This is a genomic window from Cupriavidus phytohabitans (assembly GCF_000426345.1).
Classification (GTDB): Bacteria; Pseudomonadota; Gammaproteobacteria; order Burkholderiales; family Burkholderiaceae; genus Cupriavidus.
The window spans coordinates 96592-115887 of sequence record NZ_AUFE01000010.1; the positions used below are offsets into that span (position 1 = coordinate 96592).

Annotated in this window: 19 protein-coding genes and 1 tRNA gene; 10 read left to right on the forward strand and 10 right to left on the reverse strand. The window is 67.0% G+C overall.

Going from position 1 to position 19296, the window contains the following annotated elements; translation table 11 throughout:
- The first annotated feature begins 89 nt into the window (after window positions 1-89).
- Window positions 90-383 (forward strand): hypothetical protein, encoded by a 294-nt coding sequence (locus K309_RS0110370; protein WP_029046346.1) that lies wholly within the window; start codon window positions 90-92, stop codon window positions 381-383.
- 61 nt (window positions 384-444) lie between these two features.
- Here K309_RS0110370 and K309_RS0110375 read toward each other — a convergent pair whose 3' ends face one another.
- The 4 genes from K309_RS0110375 to glpK all read right to left on the reverse strand — a co-directional run bounded on the left by K309_RS0110375 (window position 445) and on the right by glpK (window position 4605).
- Window positions 445-825 (reverse strand): hypothetical protein, encoded by a 381-nt coding sequence (locus K309_RS0110375; RefSeq protein ID WP_029046347.1) that lies wholly within the window; start codon window positions 823-825, stop codon window positions 445-447.
- A 92-nt stretch (window positions 826-917) separates the two neighbouring features.
- Window positions 918-1277: an MliC family protein gene (locus tag K309_RS0110380; protein WP_232232353.1), complete on the reverse strand. Its 360-nt coding sequence runs from the start codon at window positions 1275-1277 to the stop codon at window positions 918-920.
- 54 nt (window positions 1278-1331) lie between these two features.
- Complete coding sequence (locus K309_RS0110385) at window positions 1332-2978, reverse strand: glycerol-3-phosphate dehydrogenase/oxidase (RefSeq protein WP_029046349.1); 1647 nt, start codon at window positions 2976-2978, stop codon at window positions 1332-1334.
- 52 nt (window positions 2979-3030) lie between these two features.
- Complete coding sequence (gene glpK, locus K309_RS0110390) at window positions 3031-4605, reverse strand: glycerol kinase GlpK (protein WP_029046350.1); 1575 nt, start codon at window positions 4603-4605, stop codon at window positions 3031-3033.
- 55 nt (window positions 4606-4660) lie between these two features.
- On the opposite strand from glpK, the gene K309_RS0110395 reads away from it, so the two are divergent.
- Window positions 4661-5596 (forward strand): NUDIX hydrolase, encoded by a 936-nt coding sequence (locus K309_RS0110395; RefSeq protein WP_029046351.1) that lies wholly within the window; start codon window positions 4661-4663, stop codon window positions 5594-5596.
- A gap of 114 nt (window positions 5597-5710) precedes the next feature.
- Entirely contained in the window at window positions 5711-6577 is an 867-nt protein-coding gene (purU, locus tag K309_RS0110400; protein ID WP_029046352.1) for a formyltetrahydrofolate deformylase, read from the forward strand.
- A 109-nt stretch (window positions 6578-6686) separates the two neighbouring features.
- Here the strand turns inward: purU and K309_RS0110405 are convergent, their stop codons facing one another.
- Window positions 6687-7457, reverse strand: a complete 771-nt coding sequence (locus K309_RS0110405) for a DeoR/GlpR family DNA-binding transcription regulator (protein WP_029046353.1) — start codon at window positions 7455-7457, stop codon at window positions 6687-6689.
- 155 nt (window positions 7458-7612) lie between these two features.
- Between K309_RS0110405 and K309_RS0110410 the strand changes: the two genes are divergently transcribed.
- The 6 genes from K309_RS0110410 (at window position 7613) to K309_RS0110435 (ending at window position 13764) form a co-directional block, all read left to right on the forward strand.
- Window positions 7613-8734, forward strand: a complete 1122-nt coding sequence (locus K309_RS0110410; protein WP_029046354.1) for an ABC transporter ATP-binding protein — start codon at window positions 7613-7615, stop codon at window positions 8732-8734.
- 2 nt (window positions 8735-8736) lie between these two features.
- Complete coding sequence (locus tag K309_RS0110415) at window positions 8737-9852, forward strand: ABC transporter ATP-binding protein (protein ID WP_029046355.1); 1116 nt, start codon at window positions 8737-8739, stop codon at window positions 9850-9852.
- A gap of 5 nt (window positions 9853-9857) precedes the next feature.
- Window positions 9858-10742 carry a carbohydrate ABC transporter permease gene (locus K309_RS0110420; RefSeq protein ID WP_029046356.1) on the forward strand — a complete coding sequence of 295 codons (885 nt, stop codon included), beginning with the start codon at window positions 9858-9860 and terminating at the stop codon, window positions 10740-10742.
- Window positions 10735-11565, forward strand: coding sequence for a carbohydrate ABC transporter permease (locus tag K309_RS0110425; protein ID WP_029046357.1), 831 nt, complete (start codon window positions 10735-10737; stop codon window positions 11563-11565). Before K309_RS0110420 ends, K309_RS0110425 begins: the two co-directional genes overlap by 8 nt.
- Before the next feature lie 31 nt (window positions 11566-11596).
- Window positions 11597-11905, forward strand: coding sequence for a DUF2160 domain-containing protein (locus K309_RS0110430; protein WP_029046358.1), 309 nt, complete (start codon window positions 11597-11599; stop codon window positions 11903-11905).
- A gap of 128 nt (window positions 11906-12033) precedes the next feature.
- On the forward strand, window positions 12034-13764 hold the full coding sequence (locus tag K309_RS0110435) for an ABC transporter substrate-binding protein (protein ID WP_029046359.1): 1731 nt from the start codon (window positions 12034-12036) through the stop codon (window positions 13762-13764).
- 86 nt (window positions 13765-13850) lie between these two features.
- On the opposite strand, the gene K309_RS36340 is transcribed toward K309_RS0110435, so the two are convergent.
- From K309_RS36340 to K309_RS0110460, 5 genes are all read right to left on the reverse strand, one after another.
- Window positions 13851-15884, reverse strand: coding sequence for a sensor domain-containing diguanylate cyclase (locus K309_RS36340; RefSeq protein ID WP_051320407.1), 2034 nt, complete (start codon window positions 15882-15884; stop codon window positions 13851-13853).
- A 256-nt stretch (window positions 15885-16140) separates the two neighbouring features.
- A tRNA-Val gene (locus K309_RS0110445) sits at window positions 16141-16215 on the reverse strand.
- Between the two features lie 91 nt (window positions 16216-16306).
- The gene (gene dnaQ / locus K309_RS0110450; RefSeq protein ID WP_029046360.1) at window positions 16307-17038 is read right to left on the reverse strand and encodes a DNA polymerase III subunit epsilon; all 732 of its coding nucleotides are present in this window, start codon (window positions 17036-17038) and stop codon (window positions 16307-16309) included.
- A 59-nt stretch (window positions 17039-17097) separates the two neighbouring features.
- Window positions 17098-17535 carry a ribonuclease HI gene (rnhA, locus tag K309_RS0110455; RefSeq protein ID WP_029046361.1) on the reverse strand — a complete coding sequence of 146 codons (438 nt, stop codon included), beginning with the start codon at window positions 17533-17535 and terminating at the stop codon, window positions 17098-17100.
- 65 nt (window positions 17536-17600) lie between these two features.
- Window positions 17601-18332 (reverse strand): class I SAM-dependent methyltransferase, encoded by a 732-nt coding sequence (locus K309_RS0110460; protein WP_029046362.1) that lies wholly within the window; start codon window positions 18330-18332, stop codon window positions 17601-17603.
- Window positions 18333-18458: 126 nt separating this feature from the next.
- Here K309_RS0110460 and gloB point away from each other — a divergent pair, with 126 nt between their 5' ends.
- On the forward strand, window positions 18459-19259 hold the full coding sequence (gene gloB, locus K309_RS0110465) for a hydroxyacylglutathione hydrolase (protein WP_029046363.1): 801 nt from the start codon (window positions 18459-18461) through the stop codon (window positions 19257-19259).
- The last annotated feature ends 37 nt before the right edge of the window (window positions 19260-19296 follow it).

Genomic DNA, 19296 nt, shown 5'->3' on the forward strand with positions numbered 1-19296 from the left:
GCGCGACCATGGCATGTTCCAGTGCGCAGGCGTTGCCGTGCCCGGCCCCAGCCTGCGCGTACAATGCCGGCCTCGACAGACTTTCGGAAATTGCCGTGAAGAAAACGGACCTGGAAAAGAATAAGGGCCTGAAGATCGCCAACAGCCTGAAACAGGCCTCGGCGGCCCGGGGCGGGATTGCTGGCGCCGCCGGGGCGCGGCCGGACCGACGTGAACAGCGCCGGCTGGACCAGGAGCAGGGCCTGGTGCCGTTCGCGTGCAAGCTGGACGGCACGCTGGCGCGGCGCCTGCAGGCGCTGGCCGCCAATCATCCCGGTGGCATGACCGGCCTGCTCAATGAACTGCTGACGAGCGCGCTGCCGCTGGAGCAAGACCAGGCCTGATAAAGGCGCGGCCGCGCAGGCAGGCGGCCGCAACGATCCGGCGGGGCCGGAAGCGGGTGGGTCAGTCCTCGTCCTCCTCGTCGAGGAATTCGCGGCGCAGCATCCAGTTGGCGATGGCTTCGTCGCAGATGCGCTTGAACTTCTGCTTGTCCGGCATCTTGTCGAACAGCTGGAAGTTGACCAGCGCCATGCCGGCGTCGGTGATATAGAACATCCGGCGTGGATCGTCATGATGGACGATGCGGCCGTCGATGGCGTCTTCCTCGCTTTCGGCCGGCATGTCTTCCAGCTCGACCACGCGGCAGGTAAAGCGCGGGCTGCGGGTGTGGGTCAGATACTCGAACTCGTCGTGCATGACCTCGCCGCTTTTGCCGGCGATAACAGCGAAGCCCCAGATAAAGCGGGGCATCGGCAGATCGGACAGATCTTCAATCTCGTCCATGGTGTTCTCCCTGATTCAATCCCGCATTATCGCCCGGAACGCCGTTGCCTCAAACGTTGGCGTCGGATCCGGCCGCGATGCGTGCCCGCCCGCTAGGGCTTGGCCTGGCAGTTCGACAGCGCCGGCGCGGCGTTTTCCTGCTGCATCAGGTCGCGCAGCGTGCCGGTATCGCCCTTGGTCCACCACTCGTAGCGCCCGCCGACATAGCGCGCGCCGGACGCCGAGACCGTGGTCACCGCCAGCACCGGCTTGCCGTCCAGCCGGAACACGGCGGCCTGGTTGTCCGCGCTGTGGAAGTAGCGCACGGTCAGCGTCCTGTCGCCGTCGCATTGGTAGCGCACGGTACGTACGTCGCTAAAGCGCACGCCGTCGATGCCAGGGGCTCGCGCGGCATCGGCGCCGCCAACGGCGGCCAGCAAGGCAAGCAGCACCACACCGCGGTTTGCGTTCAAGGGCGGGCGGCTCATGGTCGATGGGCCTTTTCCTGATGGTTTGTGTCAGTCGGGTCAGACGCGGGCGGTGGCGGCCGGTTCCTCGGGCTGCGGAGCGCCTTCCAGTATGTAGCCGGCGGCTAGCGCGCGGAAACTGTCGAGCTCGCGCGCCTGCCAGGCCTCGCTTTCCCCGAACTCTTCGGCCAGGACCGCGGCCACCGCCGGCGCGGCCTGCAGCGCGGCGCGCGCGTCGAGGAACAGCAAGCGGTTGCGGCGCGCCAGCACGTCTTCAACGCGCCGCGCCAGTTCGTGCCGGGCCGCGAAACGGACATGGGCTTCGGTCAGGCCCGATGCCGCCGCCAGCACGCGCTCATGGCCGGGCAGGGCGCGCAGCGTGGCCAGCTCATTGCCGTAGTAGCGGTCCGGCGCGGCCGCATCCGCCAGCGGCAGTTCCGCCGGCAGCCCGGCGGCGCCGTGCAGCGGCAGCTCGGCGGTCACGCATGGCGCGGCGCGCACCATCTGCCGCTGGATCGCGGTGTCGATCACGTCTTCCGCCATCTTGCGATAGGTGGTCCATTTGCCGCCGGTGACCGTGATCAGCCCGGCCTTCGAGACCAGGATCGTATGCTCGCGCGACAGCGATGCGGTGGACGCTTCGCCGGTAGCCTTGACCAGTGGCCGCAGCCCGGCCCAGACGCTGGTGACGTCGGCGCGGGTGGGATCCTTGGCCAGGTAGCGCGACGCGGTCTCAAGGATGAAATCGACATCGTCGGCACCGGCATCGGGCTCAAGCGGCAGGTCGCGCCGCGGCGTATCGGTGGTGCCGACAATGGTATGGCCGTTCCACGGCACCACGAACAGCACCCGGCCGTCGTCGGTCTTGGGGATCAGGATGGCGCGCTCGCCCGGCAGGAAGCTGCGCGGCAGCGTCAGGTGCACGCCCTGGCTCGGGGCCACCAGGGTGCGCGCATGGCCGTCTTCCATCTGGCGCACCGCGTCGACCCAGACGCCGGTGGCATTGATCACGCAATCCGCGCGCAGCCGGAACGTGGCATCGCCCAATGCGTCCTGGACCGTGACGCCGCTGATCACGCCGCCTTGCTGGCTCAGGCCGGTCACGCGCATGTAGTTGAGCGCGGTGCCGCCCACGTCGAACAGCGTGCGCATCAGCGCCACCGCCAGCCGCGCATCGTCGAACTGGCCGTCGAAGTACAGGTTGCCGCCGCGCAGCGGGCGCCCGCTGACATGCTCGGCCAGGTTGGGGACGGCGGCCAGCACCTCGCGGTGGTTCAGCCAGCGGCTGCCGGCCAGGTTGAGGTTGCCCGCCAGCATGTCGTAGAGCTTCAGGCCAATGCCGTAGATGGGCTGGTCGAACATCTGGTACGCCGGCACCACAAAGCCCAGCGGCCACACCAGGTGCGGCGCGTTGCGCGCGAGCAGGCCGCGCTCGTGCAGGGCTTCGCGCACCAGGCCGATATTGCCCTGGGCCAGGTAGCGGACGCCGCCGTGCACGAGCTTGGTGGCCTTGCTCGAGGTGCCCTTGGCGAAATCGGCGGCTTCGACCAGCAGCGTGCGGTAGCCGCGCGAGGCGGCATCGACCGCGGTGCCGAGGCCGGTGGCGCCGCCGCCGATGACGATGACATCCCAGCGCGGTTCGCGCTCCAGGGTGGAGAGCAGGGCGGCCCGGGCGGGGGGCTGGGTCGGGGTGGAGACTTTCTGCATGGCGCTTGGTTCGGAGTGTGTACGGTCTTGGCGGAGCGGGGGCGGCCGGCCCTCAGCCGTGGCCGCCGGCGTCCTCCTCGCGCGCCCAGTCGCGGGCGCGCTCGACGGCGCGGTGCCAGCGCGCCAGCCGGTGGCCGCGTTCGTCGGCGGACAGGTTGGGCTCGAAGCGGCGCTCCACCTGCCATTGCTGCGCAATCTGCGCCGGGTCGCTCCAGTAGCCGGTGGCCAGGCCGGCCAGGTACGCGGCGCCCAGCGCGGTGGTCTCGGTCACGCGCGGACGGACCACCGCCGTGCCGAGCAGGTCGGCCTGCATCTGCATCAGCAGGTCGCTGCGCGAGGCGCCGCCGTCCACGCGCAGTTCGGCCAGCGCGATGCCGGCGTCCTTCTGCATGGATTCCAGCACATCGACGCTCTGCAACGCGATCGATTCCAGCGCCGCGCGCGCGAGTTGCGGCCTGCCGGTGCCGCGCGTCATGCCGACCAGCGTGCCGCGCGCGAAGGCGTCCCAGTGCGGCGCGCCCAGGCCGGCAAAGGCCGGCACCAGCACCACGCCGCCGGTGTCGTCGCACTGGCGCGCGAGCGGCTCGACCTCGGGCGCGCTGCTGATGATCTGCAGGCCGTCGCGCAGCCACTGGATGGTGGCGCCGCCCATGAAGACGCCACCCTCCAGGCAATACTGGGTTTGCCCGCCGAACTGCCAGCCGATGGTGGTCAGCAGCCGGTTATGCGATGCCACCGGCTCGGTGCCGGTATTCATCAGCAGGAAGCAGCCGGTGCCGTAGGTGTTCTTGGCCATGCCGGGGGACAGGCAGGCCTGCCCGAAGGTGGCCGCCTGCTGGTCGCCCGCGATGCCCGCGATCGGAATCTCCACGCCGAACAGCCGCGCCGCGGTGCGCGCCACCTCGCCACTGGACGGCACCACCTCGGGCAGCAGCGCATGCGGGATGTCGAGCAGCGCCAGCAGCGTGTCGTCCCACTCGAAGCGGTGGATATTGAACAGCATCGTGCGCGAGGCGTTGGACACGTCCGTGACATGGCGCGCGCCGTCGGTCAGCTGCCAGATCAGCCAGCTGTCGACCGTGCCGAACGCCAGCTCGCCGCGCTGCGCACGTTCGCGGGCACCCTCGATGTTGTCTAGCATCCAGCGCAGCTTGGTGCCGGAGAAATACGCATCGACGATCAGCCCGGTCTTCTCGCGGAACAGCTCGCCATGGCCGGCGGCCTGCAGTGCCTCGCACATCGGCGCGGTGCGGCGGTCCTGCCAGACCAGCGCGCGGCCGACGGGCTCGCCGGTCTTGCGGTCCCACAGCACCGTGGTTTCGCGCTGGTTGGTGATGCCGATGGCGCGCACCTGCGTGGCCGTGATGCCGGCGTCGGCCAGCACTTCGTGCGCGACCGCAAGCTGAGACTGCCAGATTTCGTACGGATCGTGTTCGACGTGGCCCGGATGTGGGTAGTATTGGCGGAACTCGCGCTGCGCCAGCCGCACCACGCTGCCGGCGTGGTCGAACAGGATGGCGCGCGAGCTGCTGGTGCCCTGGTCGAGCGCCAGGACATAGCGCGGTTCTGAGCCATGCCGGCCTGGGCCGGCGTGCTGCGCCTGGGCTTGCGTTGCTGCCTGGTTCATGCGTTCAATCCTGAAAATGACAAGATGCGCCGGCCCGGCCGGCCCCCGATCCGACATGGCCGAAATCTTTTCCCTGCCGCCCGCAGTGCCGTCCGGCGATCCTTCCGGCGTTCCGTCCAACAATAGCAGCGCCGATGCCAGCCACATGGCGCGCATCGCCGCCTCGGTGGCGGCGCGCACCGGCTTCGATCCCGCCAGCAAGCTGCGCCTGGTGGTGGCCGGCCAGCAGGTCGGCTGGCTGCCCCGGTCCCATGCCGCGATACTGCGCGGCATGGGCTGCATCCTCGGCCCGGAGGAGGGCGTCGCGGATGGCACCGCCGCGGTGGAATTGCTGCCGGGACGCTCCGGCTTCGACGTGCTGAGCGCCGCGCTGGCCGCGCTTGCGCACCAGCTGGCCGATGCCGGCCACGTGCGCGGCTGGCGCCATGAACTGTTCGCGGTCACCGCGGCGCTGGACGCGCCCGCGCTGGCGGCGGTCGAGCGGGCGGCCGCGCGCTTCCTGGGATTGCTGACCTTTGCCTCGCACATGAACGGGATCGTGGACACAGCCGATGCCGGCGGCGGCCCCGTGCTGTGGATCTCGCGGCGCAGCCCCGCCAAGTCGGTCGACCCCGGCATGTGGGACAACCTGGTCGCCGGCGGCATGCCGCACGGCAGTGATCCGCTGGCCACGCTGGTGCGCGAGTGCGAGGAAGAGTCCGGCATCCCGCCGGCGCTGGCCGGGCGCGTGCAGCCGCACGGCATGATCGAGGTGCTGCGCGACCTGCCCGAAGGCGTGCAGTGGGAACAGGTCTATGTCTATGACCTGATGCTGCCGCCGGGATTCGTCCCGCGCAACCAGGACGGCGAAGTCAGCGAACACAGGCGCGTGGGGCTGGCCGCATTGCTTGATATCATGTCGAGCGGCGCCATGACGGTCGACGCCACGCTGGTGACGCTGGATGCCCTTCGCCGGCGCGGCTGGCCGGGCAGCGAAGACCGTCGCGCTTGAGCTTGCGCAGCGGGCCTGGCCCGCGCTTGCAAGGCTTTCACTGCCTTCACAGCCTTCACGGCCGTCATGGCCTTTGCGCTCATACACCGCGCCTCTCCGACAGAACCACACACCATGAGCACCACCGGATTTATCCTGACCCTTTCGTGCCCCGACCAGCCGGGCATCGTCCACGCCGTCTCGGGCCTGCTGTTCCAGCACGGCTGCAATATCGTCGACTCGGACCAGTACGGCGACGCGTACACCGGCCGCTTCTTCATGCGGGTGCACTTCAGCGCGGCTGCCGGCGGCCCGGACCTGGGCACGCTGAAGGCAGCGTTCGCGCCGGTGGGCGAGCAGTTCGGCATGCAGTGGGAGCTGAACGACGCCTCGGTCAAGCCGCGCGTGATGATCATGGTGTCCAAGATCGGGCACTGCCTGAACGACCTGCTGTTCCGCGCCAAGGTGGGCGGCCTGCCGGTCGAGATCGCGGCGATCGTGTCCAATCACCGCGACTTCTATCAGCTGGCCGCGTCGTACGACGTGCCGTTCTTCCACCTGCCGCTGATGAACGCCTCGGCCGAGCAGAAGGCCGCGCAGGAGGCGCGCGTGTTTGACGTGGTGCAGGAGCAGAAGATCGACCTGGTGGTGCTGGCCCGCTACATGCAGGTGCTGTCCGACGACCTGTGCCGCAAGCTGGCCGGCCGCGCCATCAATATCCACCACTCGTTCCTGCCCAGCTTCAAGGGCGCCAAGCCTTACTACCAGGCGCACGACCGCGGCGTGAAGCTGATCGGCGCGACCGCGCACTACGTCACCGCCGACCTGGACGAGGGCCCGATCATCGAGCAGGAAATCGAGCGTGTCGACCACAGCATGGACCCGGACCAGCTCACTGCCGTGGGCCGCGACGTGGAATGCGTGGCGCTGGCCCGCGCGGTCAAGTGGCACGCCGAACGCCGCATCTTGCTGAACGGCCACAAGACTGTGGTGTTCAAGTGAGCCTGGGGTTGTCTTCCCAGCGAATGATGCGCCAATACGACTCGTATTAGCGCGAACGGAGAACCCGGCTGCCGCTGCTGCGGCAGCTTTGGTTCGCCTTGCGGCAGGCTCATTCCCGCTCCGCCACCACACACTTCACCCCACTGTCGGCCAGGATCCGGTCGAACGGTGCCGCCAGCGGCTCATCGGTGAACAGCCGGTCCACCTGCGACACATGCGCCAGCTCCACCATGGCCTGGCGGTTGAACTTGCTGGTATCCGCCGCCAGCCATACCTCGCGTGAATGCTCGATGATGGTCCGCGCCACCTTGACCTCGCGGAAGTCGTAGTCGCGCAGCGTGCCATCGGTCTCGATGCCCGAGATTCCGATCAGGCCGATATCCACCTTGAACTGCCGGATGAACTCGACCGTGGCCTCGCCGACGATGCCGCGGTCGCGCGAGCGCAGCACGCCGCCGGCGACGATGACTTCGCAATCCGGGTTGTCCGCCAGGATATTGGCCACGTTCAGGTTATTGGTGATCACGCGCAGCCCGCGGTGCTGCATCAGCTCGCGCGCGATCTCCTCCACCGTGGTGCCGATGTTCAGGATCAGCGAGCAGCCCTCCGGCACCGCCTTCGCCACCGCGCGCGCAATGCGCGCCTTGCCCTCGGCATTCAGCACCTGCCGCTGCCGGTAGGCAATGTTCTCGGTGGTGGAGCCCTCCGCCCGCACGCCGCCATGGAAGCGCGCCAGCATGCCGTTCTCGGCCAGCAGGTTGACGTCTCGCCGCACCGTCTGGAGCGTGACGCCGAACTTGCGCGCAAGTTCGTCGATGGAGGCAAAGCCCTGGCTGCGGACTTCTTCGAGCAGGGCGGTCTGGCGGGGATTGAGCGTCATGCCGGGATTCTAGTTCAAACAGAAACGAAAACAAATGATGCGGTGCACACTTGTTTTCTTTTCGTTTTGTTACTAAAACGGTCGGAAGCCAAGAATTGTGCGCCTGCCTCACGCGAAAGCGGTGAAGCGGAAAGCATATCGAACATGGAGACCGGATGCAGCTGAGTTTGGAGGCCGTGGCGCAGCGCGCAGGTTCGCAGGCGTATCTCTATCCGATGACGCTGGCGCCGGTTCCCGGCGCGGTGACCATCCTGCTGGGCGCCACCCAGGCGGGCAAGACTTCGCTGATGCGCGTGATGGCGGGGCTCGATCGGCCCAGCGCCGGCCGCGTGCTGGTCGACGGCCGTGACGTCACCGGCGTGCCGGTGCGCGAGCGCAATGTGTCGATGGTCTACCAGCAGTTCATCAACTACCCGTCGCTCAAGGTCTTCGACAACATTGCCTCGCCGTTGCGGCTGCGGCGCAAGGGCGTTGCCGGCGCCGACATTGCCGCGCGTGTGCGCGAACTGGCGGCGCGGCTGCATATCGACCATCTGCTCGACCGCTATCCGTCGGAGTTGTCGGGCGGCCAGCAGCAACGCGTGGCGCTGGCGCGTGCGCTGGCCAAGGAAGCGCCGCTGATGCTGCTGGACGAGCCGCTGGTTAACCTGGACTACAAGCTGCGCGAAGAACTGCGCGAAGAATTGTCGCAGCTGTTCGCGCATGGCGATGCTACCGTGGTCTATGCCACCACCGAACCCGGCGAGGCGCTGCTGCTGGGCGGCCACACGGCCGTGCTCGATGCCGGCGAGCTGCTGCAGTACGGGAGGACCGCCGACGTCTTCCACCATCCCGATTCGCTGCGCGTGGCGCGCGCGTTCAACGATCCGCCGATGAACCTGGTCGCGGGCACGCTCAACGGCGGCTGGGTCACCCTCGCCGGTGACATCCCGGTGCCGGTACCCGGGGCCGGTGGCGGTGACGGGCCGGTCACCGTCGGGGTGCGGGCATCCGCGCTGCGCCTGGCCGGCGAACCGGGCGCGGTTGCGGTGCCGGGGCGCGTGGCGCTGGCCGAGCTGTCGGGCTCGGACACCTTTGTCCACGCCGATACGCCGGTGGGCAACCTGGTGGCGCAGTTCGCCGGCGTGCTCGACCTGCGGCTGGGGGAACCGGTGTCATTGCACCTGTTGCCTGACCAGATCTACCTGTTCGACGTGGCCGGGCGCCGCATCCATGCGCCGCGCCGGCCCGGCGGGCTGGCGGCGGATGTGCCCGGCGGCGCGGCAGCCGGGGGCTGACGATGGCACGCATTGAGCTTGACCTGGCGCATTCCTACCTGCCGCATCCGCGCAACGATGACGACTACGCGCTGCTGCCGCTGAAGTTCACCTTCGAGGACGGGGGCGCCTATGCGCTGCTGGGTCCGTCCGGCTGCGGCAAGACCACGCTGCTGAACTGCATTTCCGGGCTGCTGCGGCCTTCGCACGGCACCATTGCCTTCGACGGACGCGACGTCACCGGCGCCACGCCGCAGGCGCGCAATATTGCGCAGGTGTTCCAGTTCCCGGTGATCTACGACACCATGACCGTCGGCGAGAACCTGGCCTTTCCGCTGCGCAACCGTGGCGTGCCGGAGGCGCAGGTGCGCGAGCGCGTCGGCCGCGTGGCCGAGATGCTGGACCTGTCGGCCACGCTGGACCGGCGCGCCAGTGGCCTTGCCGCCGACGCCAAGCAGAAGATTTCGCTAGGCCGGGGCCTGGTGCGGCATGACGTCTCGGCGATCCTGTTCGACGAGCCGCTGACGGTGATCGACCCCCAGCTGAAATGGCAGCTGCGGCGCAAGCTCAAGGAGATCCACCACGAATTCCGCCTGACGCTGATCTACGTCACCCACGACCAGACCGAGGCGCTGACCTTCGCCGACCAGGTGGTGGTGATGTCGCGCGGCAAGGCGGTGCAGGTGGGGCCGGCCGATGCGCTGTTCGAGCGGCCGGCGCATACCTTCGTCGGACATTTCATCGGCTCGCCCGGCATGAACTTCCTGCCGGGCCAGTGGCGCGACGACGCCATCGAGGTGGCCGGTCGGCGCTACACGCCACCGCTGGCGCCGTCGGTGGCCGCGGCCTTGCGCGCGGCGGGCAGCTTCCGCATCGGCGTGCGGCCCGAGTACCTGCAGCTGGCACCGGAGCGCGAGGAGCGCGCTATGCAGGCAGTGCCGATACAGGTGCAGCGCGCGCAGGACATCGGCACCTACTGGCTGGTGACCGGCAGCGTGCAGGAGGCGGGCGCGCAGGCCGGGACGCTGCGTGCCCGCCTGGGCGCCGAGGCAGCCGCATTGCGGCCCGGTGACACGGCCTGGCTGTCGGTGTTCAACCGCCATACCTGCTACTACGTCAACGAGGAACTGGTGTCATGAAGCCCATGAAGGCCGTTAACCAGAAGGCCTGGCTGCTTGTGTTGCCGGTGGTGGCATGCGTGGCGTTCTCGGCGATCCTGCCGCTGATGACCATCGTCAACTACTCGGTTCAGGACATCATTTCCCCCGAGCGGCGCGTCTTTGTCGGCACCGAATGGTTCCGCACCGTGCTGCGCGACGGCGAACTGCACGACGCGCTGCTGCGCCAGCTGGGCTTCTCGCTGGCGGTGCTGCTGGTGGAGATCCCGCTCGGCATCCTGCTGGCGCTATCGATGCCGGCCAGGGGCTGGAGGGCGTCGGCGGCGCTGGTGATCATCGCGCTGTCGCTGCTGATCCCGTGGAACGTGGTCGGCACCATCTGGCAGATCTTCGGGCGCACCGATATCGGCCTGCTCGGCGCCGCGCTCGAGGCGATGGGCTTCGACTACAACTACACCGGCAGTGCCTTCGATGCCTGGGTGACGGTGCTGGTGATGGATGTCTGGCACTGGACCCCGCTGGTGGCGCTGCTCTGCTATGCAGGCCTGCGCGCGATCCCCGACGCCTACTACCAGGCCGCGCAGATCGATGGCGCCTCGCGGCTGGCGGTGTTCCGCCATATCCAGTTGCCCAAGCTGCGCGGGGTGCTGATGATCGCGGTGCTGCTGCGTTTCATGGACAGCTTCATGATCTATACCGAGCCGTTCGTGCTGACCGGCGGCGGCCCCGGCAACGCCACCACCTTTCTGTCGCAATACCTGACGCAGAAGGCGGTGGGCCAGTTCGACCTGGGCCCGGCGGCTGCGTTCTCCATCGTCTATTTCCTGATCATCCTGCTCCTGTGCTTCATCCTCTACAACTGGATGCAGCGCGCGGGCACGGCCGGCAGCGAGGACATGCCCAATGGCTGAAATCCGCACCCAAGCCACCACCACGACATGGTGGCGCGCCGGCTTCCTGCTGGTCTACCTGCTGTTCGCCATCGTGCCGATCTACTGGATGGTGAACATGTCGTTCAAGACCAACGAGGAGATCGTTTCCACGCTGTCGCTGTGGCCGGCCGAATTCACGCTGGAGCACTACAGGACTATCTTCACCGACCCGTCGTGGTACTCCGGCTACCTCAACTCGATGATCTACGTGGCGATGAACACGGTGATCTCGATCGTGGTCGCGCTGCCGGCGGCCTATGCGTTTTCGCGTTACCAGTTCATCGGCGACAAGCATGTGTTCTTCTGGCTGCTGACCAACCGCATGACGCCGCCGGCGGTGTTCCTGCTGCCGTTCTTCCAGCTGTACAGCACCATCGGCCTGATGGACACGCACCTGGGCGTGGCGCTGGCACACCTGGTCTTCAACGTGCCGCTGGCGGTGTGGATCCTGGAGGGATTCATGTCGGGCGTGCCGCGCGAGATCGACGAGACCGCCTACGTCGACGGCTATTCCTTCCCGCGCTTTTTCCTGGCCATCTTCCTGCCTCTGATCAAGGCTGGCGTGGGCGTGGCGGCGTTCTTCTGCTTCATGTTCAGTTGGGTGGAACTGCTGCTGGCGCGCACGCTGACCTCGGTCAACGCCAAGCCGATCGTGGCCACCATGACGCGCACGGTGTCGGCGTCGGGCATGGACTGGGGCGTGCTGGCCGCGGCCGGCGTGCTGACCATCGTGCCGGGCGGCATCGTGATCTGGTTCGTGCGGCATTACATCGCGAAGGGCTTCGCGATGGGGCGCGTGTAGATACGCGAACGCGAGACAAGGAGACATGGCAATGCTGAGCTGGATGGTGTGGACGACACCGGTCGCGGTGTTCTTCACCTGCATCGTAGTCATGCTGATGGGCATGACCATCTGGGAAATCCGTTCGCCTTCGGTACTGCGCAAGGGCCTCCTGCCGATCGCCACCACGCGTGGCGACCGGCTGTTCATCGGCCTGATGTGCGCGGCGTGGGTCAACCTGGCATGGGTCGGGCTGGGCGAGAAGGTCACCGCATGGCTGTCCCTGGCCGAGGAACCGTCCGTCTGGATCAGCTTCGGCGTATCGATGCTGGTGCTGGCGTTGATCCTGCGCAAGGGCTGACCGAAGCATCGGAACCAGCCTCCGCATCGATGGGCGATAGCGGTACAGCGGCTTATCCCTGCCCCGGGGCCGCCATCCAGACCATAGCCGGGGAGGGGAACCATGAGGAGACACCGATGAAAGTGCACGTGAAGTTGGGGATGACAGCCCTTGCCTGCGCGGCTGCGCTGGCTTGCGGCACCTCCGCCCTGGCGGGCGAGGCGGAAGCGAAGAAGTGGATCGACAATGAGTTCCAGCCGTCGTCGCTGTCCAAGGACAGGCAGCAGGCGGAGATGAAGTGGTTCATCGACGCCGCCGCCAGGCTCAAGGCCAAGGGTGTCACGCAGATCAACGTGGTGTCCGAGACCATCACCACGCATGAGTACGAGTCCAAGACGCTGGCCAAGGCCTTCGAGGAAATTACCGGCATCAAGGTCAACCATGACCTGATCCAGGAAGGCGATGTGGTCGAAAAGCTGCAGACCTCGATGCAGTCCGGCAAGTCGATCTACGACGGCTGGATTTCCGATTCGGACCTGATCGGCACGCACTATCGCTATGGCTCGATCCTGCCGCTGACCGACTACATGAACGGCGCCGGCAAGGAATGGACCAATCCTGGGCTGGACGTGAAGGATTTCATCGGCACCAAGTTCACCACCGCGCCGGATGGCAAGCTCTACCAGCTGCCCGACCAGCAGTTCGCCAACCTCTACTGGTTCCGCGCCGACTGGTTTGCGCGCAAGGACCTGCAGGACAAGTTCAAGGCCAAGTACGGCTACGACCTGGGTGTGCCGACCAACTGGTCCGCCTATGAAGACATCGCCAACTTCTTCACCAACGACGTGAAGGAGATCGACGGCAAGAAGGTCTACGGCCACATGGACTACGGCAAGAAGGACCCCTCGCTGGGCTGGCGCTTCACCGATGCCTGGCTGTCGATGGCGGGCACCGCCGACAAGGGCCTGCCCAACGGCATGCCGGTCGACGAGTGGGGCATCCGCGTGGCCGAGGACAAGTGCACGCCTGTCGGCGCTTCGGTCGCGCGCGGCGGTGCCACCAACAGCCCGGCGGCGGTCTATGCGCTGACCAAGTACATCGACTGGATGAAGAAATACGCTCCGCCGCAAGCGATGGGCATGACCTTCTCCGAGGCCGGGCCGGTGCCGGCGCAAGGGCAGGTGGCGCAGCAGATCTTCTGGTACACCGCCTTTACCGCCGACATGACCAAGAAGGGCCTGCCGGTGGTCAATGCCGACGGCTCGCCCAAGTGGCGCATGGCGCCGTCGCCTTACGGCCCGTACTGGAAGCAGGGCATGCAGAACGGCTACCAGGACGTCGGCTCGTGGACCTTCTTCAAGAACACGGATCCCAACAAGCTCGCCGGCGCGTGGCTGTACGCGCAGTTTGTCACATCGAAGACGGTGTCGCTGAAGAAGTCGCTGACCGGACTCACCTTTATCCGCGACAGCGACATCAACCACGACTACCTAACCAAGAACGCGGCCAGGTATGGCGGCCTGATCGAGTTCTACCGCAGCCCGGCGCGCGTGGCCTGGACGCCGACCGGCACCAACGTGCCTGATTATCCAAAGCTGGCCCAGCTATGGTGGAAGAATGTGGCCACCGCGGTGACCGGCGAGAAGACTCCTCAGGCCGCGATGGACACGCTCGCTGACGAGATGGATCAGGTGATGGCACGGCTGCAGCGCGCCGGCATGAGCAACTGCGCGCCCAAGCTCAACCCGAAGGGCGACCTGGCCAAGTGGCTGTCGAACGACCACGCGCCGTGGAAGAAACTTGCCAATGAAAAGCCGAAGGGCGAGACCATCCCCTACGACAAGCTGCTGCAGGCATGGAAGGAGGGCAAGGTGCGCTGACCGCGGCGCCGGCCAGGCCGCAAGGCCTGGCGCCGGGCGCGATGTCACCTGCAGCGGGCGCCTGGTGCGCCCTTTATTTTTATCCGTTAGGCGGGCAAGCCGGCAGGCTCCAGGGAAGGCGTCGGTACTACCCCCGCTTGGGCATTGTCCGCAGGGGCGCAAGCGGGCTGGGCAGCATAGCACGCCTTGCCGTGCCGCTTGGCCTCGTACAGCGCCATGTCGGCGTGCATGAACAGCTCGCTGACAGTCACGACCTGGCGTCCTTCGTGCATCGCCGAGCCGACACTGGCGGTGACCGACAGCGAATGCCCGTCGATCACCAGCGGCATGCGCGCGCTCTGCACGATAGCGTTGGCGACCGATTCCATCACGCCGCGGTCGGATACCCCGTCGAGGATCACCGCGAACTCGTCGCCACCGATGCGCGCGACCGCATCGCCCTTGCGCACGCAGGCACGCAGGCGCTGTGCAAAGGCCACCAGCAGGCGGTCCCCGGCAGGATGGCCGTAGCTGTCGTTGACCGCCTTGAAGTCGTCCAGGTCGACCAGCAGCAGGGCCAGGGCGCGGCCGCCGGCACTCGTGCGCGCCATGGATTCCGCCAGGCGCCGGTCGAAGCCCTTGCGGTTGAGCAGGCCGGTGAGATGGTCGGAGACGGTCTGTGCCTCCAGGTTGCGCAGCTTCTGGCGCTCATGCGTCACATTGCGCGCAAACATGTGGAGGCCGGCCACGGTGTCCTGGGCGTCGTTCCAGGCCGGCTGGTAGGTGACTTCCATGCACTCGTTGCCATCCGGGCTTTCGCGCGTGAATGTCACCGCGTGGCCGGCGAAGGCCCGTTCGAGGTACGGCTGGCAGGCCATGTATTCCTGGGTGCCCCACAACTCGCGCAAGGACAGCCCGACGATCTGCTGCGCCGGCACCCCATAGTGCTGCGCGTAGGCCTGGTTGACGAAGGCGTAGCGCTGTTGCCGGTCGATGAACGAGACGAAGTCCGGCACGTGGTTGGCAATGGCCTCGATGCGCTTTTCGCTCTCGGCGGCACGGTCCTTGGCGGCCTTCAGTGCGGCCTCGCGCTCGGACAACTGCGCAACTACCTCGGCAAAACTGGTGGCAAGCTCGCCGATTTCGTCCGCCCGGCCGGTCGGCAGGTCCGCCAGTGCCGACGGGTTGGCGGCCATCTCGCGCACGGCACGGTGCAGCCGCTGCAGCGGCGCCAGCAGCCGGCGCATCACCAGCCACATCAGCGCGGCCGCGAACAGGAGCGATACCCCGGCAACGACCATCGTGCGCTGGCGCACATCGACCAGCGCCGCGTAGGCCTCGGCCGCTGGCAGCACGGCAACCACTTCCCAGCCGTTGGACTGCAACAGGTAGCGCGCCACGATGGGTTGCGTCGGCCTGGCCACTTCCAGCATCGAGGCGGGACGTTCGGCGCCGCAGGCCTCGTCGACCGCGCGCGCCGGCGTCAGCACGCGTGTGGAATCGGGATGCATGGCGTAGCGCGGACTGGCACCCGCCGACACCAGGCAGAAGCTGCCGGTGACGCCGACCCGGCTGTGCGTCAGCTCGCGCAGGAAATTGCTGGCGGACAGATTCAGTACGCCGCCGACCACGCCGCGCAATTCGCCGTTGGGCCCGTGCAGCGGCACGGCCAGCACCATGCCCGGTGCGTTGGTCAGCTTGCCCTGGATCAGGTCCGACACCGCGAGCGGCTGGCCACGCAGGACATCACGGAAATAGTCGCGGTCGTCCACCCGCAGGCGCATGCTGTCCGGCACGGCGGTGCTGAACACCAGCTGGCCGTCGGGCGCGGCAAGGAAGATGGCGTTGAACTGCTCCGGCATGTCGACCAGGGCTTCGGCGGCACGCCGCAGCTCGGCCGGCCTGGCTGCAAGCATCGGCGCCAGCTGCCGGGCCACACGGCGCAACATCGCTGCACGGCTTTGCACCTTTTCGTCCAGTTGCTCCGCCACCAGTTCAACCAGCGTGTCCTGCTGCTGCTGCCGCACGTGCTTGAGGCTCTCGTAGGCGTAGTACTGGGCGTACAGGGCGCGCAGCACGATGATCAGCGTCACCACACCCGCCGTGGCGAACGCCATCCGGTACTTCAATGAGTGCTGCATGATTGACATCTTTCTTGTGCGCACTGACCCGTGGCCCGGTCCCAGGGCTTGTCTTGTTGCCTCGCCCATTGCTCGAGCCGTGCGTTCAAGATTAGCAGATGTCAAGGATCAATTCGAAACTGTTTGCAACAAGAATAAAGAGGCTGTTGCAGGTGTGCGGGAGGGGTGATGGAGGGCGCATTTTGCGCCCTCGAGAAGTGGGCGCGGGGAGGCGGGAAAGAAAAAAGCCAGCGCGAAGCTGGCTTTTCCTGAATGCTGGTGGGTGGTACAGGGATTGAACCTGTGACCCCTGCCGTGTGAAGGCAGTGCTCTACCGCTGAGCTAACCACCCCTTTCTGCATCGTCGTTGCCGTCGTGCAGCAGAGAAATGAGATTATGCAGGGCTCCCTGTATCTTGTAAAGCCCTTTTCCAAACTTTTTGCTCAGGCAGCCAGTGTGCCGGGTTCCTCGGCAGTGTCTTCCTGCCATACCGTCTTGCCGCCGCTGGCCTTGTCCAGGCCCTTCAGCACGTCGATATGGGCTTCAAGTTCTGCTTCGGTGGCGCGCAGCACGGGCAATACCAAACGCGACAGGTCGGCCGTAGCCGCGGCTCCGCCTGCACCGGCGCTGCTGTCCATCGTGTCGATCACCAGCGAATTCTGGCCGCGGGTCATCGCCAGGTAGACCTCGGCCAGCAATTCCGCATCGAGCAATGCGCCGTGCAGCGTGCGATGCGCGTTGCTGATTCCCAGCCGGTCGCAAAGGGCGTCAAGGGAGTTGCGCTTGCCGGGGAACATCTGGCGCGCTTCGCGCAAGGTATCGATCACATTGCCGACATGTTCGCGGAACGGCGGCATGCCCAGCAGCTGGAATTCCATGTCGAGGAAGCCCAGGTCGAACTGCGCGTTGTGGATGATCAGCTCGGCATCTGCGACGAATTCGCGGATTTCGTGCGCGACCTCGGCAAAGCGCGGCTTGTCCGCCAGGAACTCGACCGTGATGCCGTGGACGGCGATCGCGCCTTCGTCGATGTCGCGCTCCGGGTTGACGTAGAAGTGCAGGTGGCGCCCCGTCAGGCGGCGGTTGAGCAGCTCGACGCAGCCGATTTCGATCAGGCGGTCGCCGGTGGCGGCATTCAGGCCGGTGGTTTCGGTATCGAGAACGATTTGTCGCATGGCGGGCATTCTAGCGGAGCGGCATTGCCCCTCGGTTCTTGTTTTGACGGTGCGGAGGTTCAGCGGCCGATTGATTCGACGCCGCGATTGGCCAGCGCATCGGCGCGTTCGTTGCCGGGGTGGCCATTGTGGCCGCGCACCCAGTGCCAGGAGATCTGGTGCCCCTGGGTCAGCGCATCAAGCTCCTGCCACAGGTCGGCGTTCTTCACCGGCTTCTTGTCGGCGGTCTTCCAGCCACGGGCCTTCCAGCCGGGCAGCCATTCGCTGATGCCTTTCTGGACATACTGCGAGTCGGTGTAGACGCGCACGGTGCAAGGCCGCTTGAGCGCGCGCAGCGCTTCGATCACCGCGGTCATTTCCATGCGGTTGTTGGTGGTGTTGGGTTCGCCGCCGAACAGCTCTTTCTCATTGGTGCCGGCGACAAGCACCGCACCCCAGCCGCCGCGGCCAGGATTGCCCTTGCAGGCACCGTCGGAGTAGATCGTGACTTCTTGCATGGAATTCCGTTGAGGGCCGGCCGCGTAGCGCGGCCGGCGCATGGGTCTTTCCGCCGGCGGCGGATTCAGTGTTTATCGCGGGGCGCCTTGCCGTGCGTGCCGGTGGGCGTGGCCACGGGCGATGCCACCGGCGCCAGCGCCGGCTTGGCTTTCCACGCCGGGCCGACCAGGCGCACGTTGCGCACGCGCTTGATCGCCGAGATCATATAGACCGCGCCGAAGATCGGCCACCAGCGGTCGCCCGCCTTTTCCATGAAGGCGGTGCGCTGCAGCCAGCGCTCGGTGCGGTAGGGCGGGCAGTAGCAGCCGAAGCGGCCGCGGATGATATCGAAGCCAAGCAGCTTGAGCCAGTCCTTGATGCGCACAAAGCCTATCTGCTGGGCATCGGTCGGCAGGAAGGACGTGGCGCCGAGCCGGTTCATGCCCTGGCGCGCGCCCCACAGGCTCATCGGGTTGAAGCAGGTGACCACCACGCGCCCTTCGGGCATCAGCACGCGCGAGACTTCGCGCAGCACTTCGTGCGGGTCTTCGGCAAACTCCAGGATATGGGGCAGGGTTACCAGGTCGACGCTCTGCGTGTCGAACGGCAGCTCGTCGAAGCGGCACAACAGCTGGCGTGCGTCCGGATGTGCCGCGCGTGGCCCGTGCGGCCCGCTGGACGGGTCCAGCGCCAGCGCCGAGAACGGCATCCGGTTCTCGCGCAGCGTATCGACGTGCGGCATGCCCAGCTGTACGGCGTGGTAGCCGAAGATGTCCGCCACGGTGCGGTCGTACTGCTGCGCTTCCCAGCGCAGCATGTACTGGCCGGGCGGCGAGGCCAGCCAGTCTTCCCAGCTTACAATCGGACCATTCGGGCCACTCAGGCCGTGCTGACCGTACTCGCCTTGCCGGCGATTGGGACGATTGGACATAGGAGCTTGCGCATGTTGAAGGTTGAGCCGATCCCGGCCTTCCAGGATAACTATATCTGGGCCATTCACGACGGGCATCACGCCGCCGTGGTCGATCCCGGCGAATCGGCGCCGGTAGAGCAATTTCTGGCGCAGCGGGGGCTGGCTCTGGGCGCTATTGTAATCACCCATCACCACGGCGATCACCAGGGTGGCGTTGCCGACCTGCTGGCGGCACACCCGCGCACCCCCTCAGGCGCGCCGATGCCCGTGCTCGGACCCGCCGGCGAGCGTATCGGCGGGCGCACCCGGGCGCTGCGCGAAGGCGATGAGGTGACGCTGGCCGAGCCCGCGGTGACGCTGCGGGTGCTGGACGTACCCGGCCATACCGCCGGCCATATCGCCTACGTGGGTGACCTGGGCGAAGCGGGCCGTGCCGTGTTCTGCGGCGACACGCTGTTCGCCAGCGGCTGCGGGCGCCTCTTTGAGGGATCGCCGGCGCAGATGCTGGCGTCGCTGGACAAGCTGGCGAGCCTGCCGGGCGACACCCGCGTCTACTGCGCCCACGAGTACACGCGCAGCAACGTGCGCTTCGCCCGGGCGGTCGAGCCGGATAATGCCGCGCTGGCGGCGTGGGAGCAACGCGTCGATGCGCTGCGTGCCGCGGACACGCCGACGTTGCCGACCACCATCGCCCACGAGCGTGAGGTCAACCCGTTCCTGCGCTCGCGCGAGCCGGCGGTGCGTGCCGCGGTGTCGGCGCACGGCGGTGCCACCGACAGCGACGCCAAAGCATTTGGCGCGCTGCGCGGGTGGAAGGACAATTTCCGCTAAATTGAAGGCAGACCCGGCCGAAAACCCTTGTGAGTCA

Coding starts and splice junctions, on each gene's coding strand:
- K309_RS0110405 (WP_029046353.1), bottom strand. CDS start 7,457: ATGACGCTCAATCCCCGCCAGACCGCCCTGCTCGAAGAAGTCCGCAGC.
- glpK (WP_029046350.1), bottom strand. CDS start 4,605: ATGAACCAGGCAGCAACGCAAGCCCAGGCGCAGCACGCCGGCCCAGGC.
- K309_RS0110410 (WP_029046354.1), top strand. CDS start 7,613: ATGCAGCTGAGTTTGGAGGCCGTGGCGCAGCGCGCAGGTTCGCAGGCG.
- gloB (WP_029046363.1), top strand. CDS start 18,459: ATGTTGAAGGTTGAGCCGATCCCGGCCTTCCAGGATAACTATATCTGG.
- K309_RS0110415 (WP_029046355.1), top strand. CDS start 8,737: ATGGCACGCATTGAGCTTGACCTGGCGCATTCCTACCTGCCGCATCCG.
- K309_RS0110420 (WP_029046356.1), top strand. CDS start 9,858: ATGAAGGCCGTTAACCAGAAGGCCTGGCTGCTTGTGTTGCCGGTGGTG.
- rnhA (WP_029046361.1), bottom strand. CDS start 17,535: ATGCAAGAAGTCACGATCTACTCCGACGGTGCCTGCAAGGGCAATCCT.
- K309_RS0110375 (WP_029046347.1), bottom strand. CDS start 825: ATGGACGAGATTGAAGATCTGTCCGATCTGCCGATGCCCCGCTTTATC.
- K309_RS0110395 (WP_029046351.1), top strand. CDS start 4,661: ATGGCCGAAATCTTTTCCCTGCCGCCCGCAGTGCCGTCCGGCGATCCT.
- K309_RS36340 (WP_051320407.1), bottom strand. CDS start 15,884: ATGCAGCACTCATTGAAGTACCGGATGGCGTTCGCCACGGCGGGTGTG.
- K309_RS0110425 (WP_029046357.1), top strand. CDS start 10,735: ATGGCTGAAATCCGCACCCAAGCCACCACCACGACATGGTGGCGCGCC.
- K309_RS0110460 (WP_029046362.1), bottom strand. CDS start 18,332: ATGCTGCGCTGGGAAGCGCAGCAGTACGACCGCACCGTGGCGGACATC.
- K309_RS0110430 (WP_029046358.1), top strand. CDS start 11,597: ATGCTGAGCTGGATGGTGTGGACGACACCGGTCGCGGTGTTCTTCACC.
- dnaQ (WP_029046360.1), bottom strand. CDS start 17,038: ATGCGACAAATCGTTCTCGATACCGAAACCACCGGCCTGAATGCCGCC.
- purU (WP_029046352.1), top strand. CDS start 5,711: ATGAGCACCACCGGATTTATCCTGACCCTTTCGTGCCCCGACCAGCCG.
- K309_RS0110385 (WP_029046349.1), bottom strand. CDS start 2,978: ATGCAGAAAGTCTCCACCCCGACCCAGCCCCCCGCCCGGGCCGCCCTG.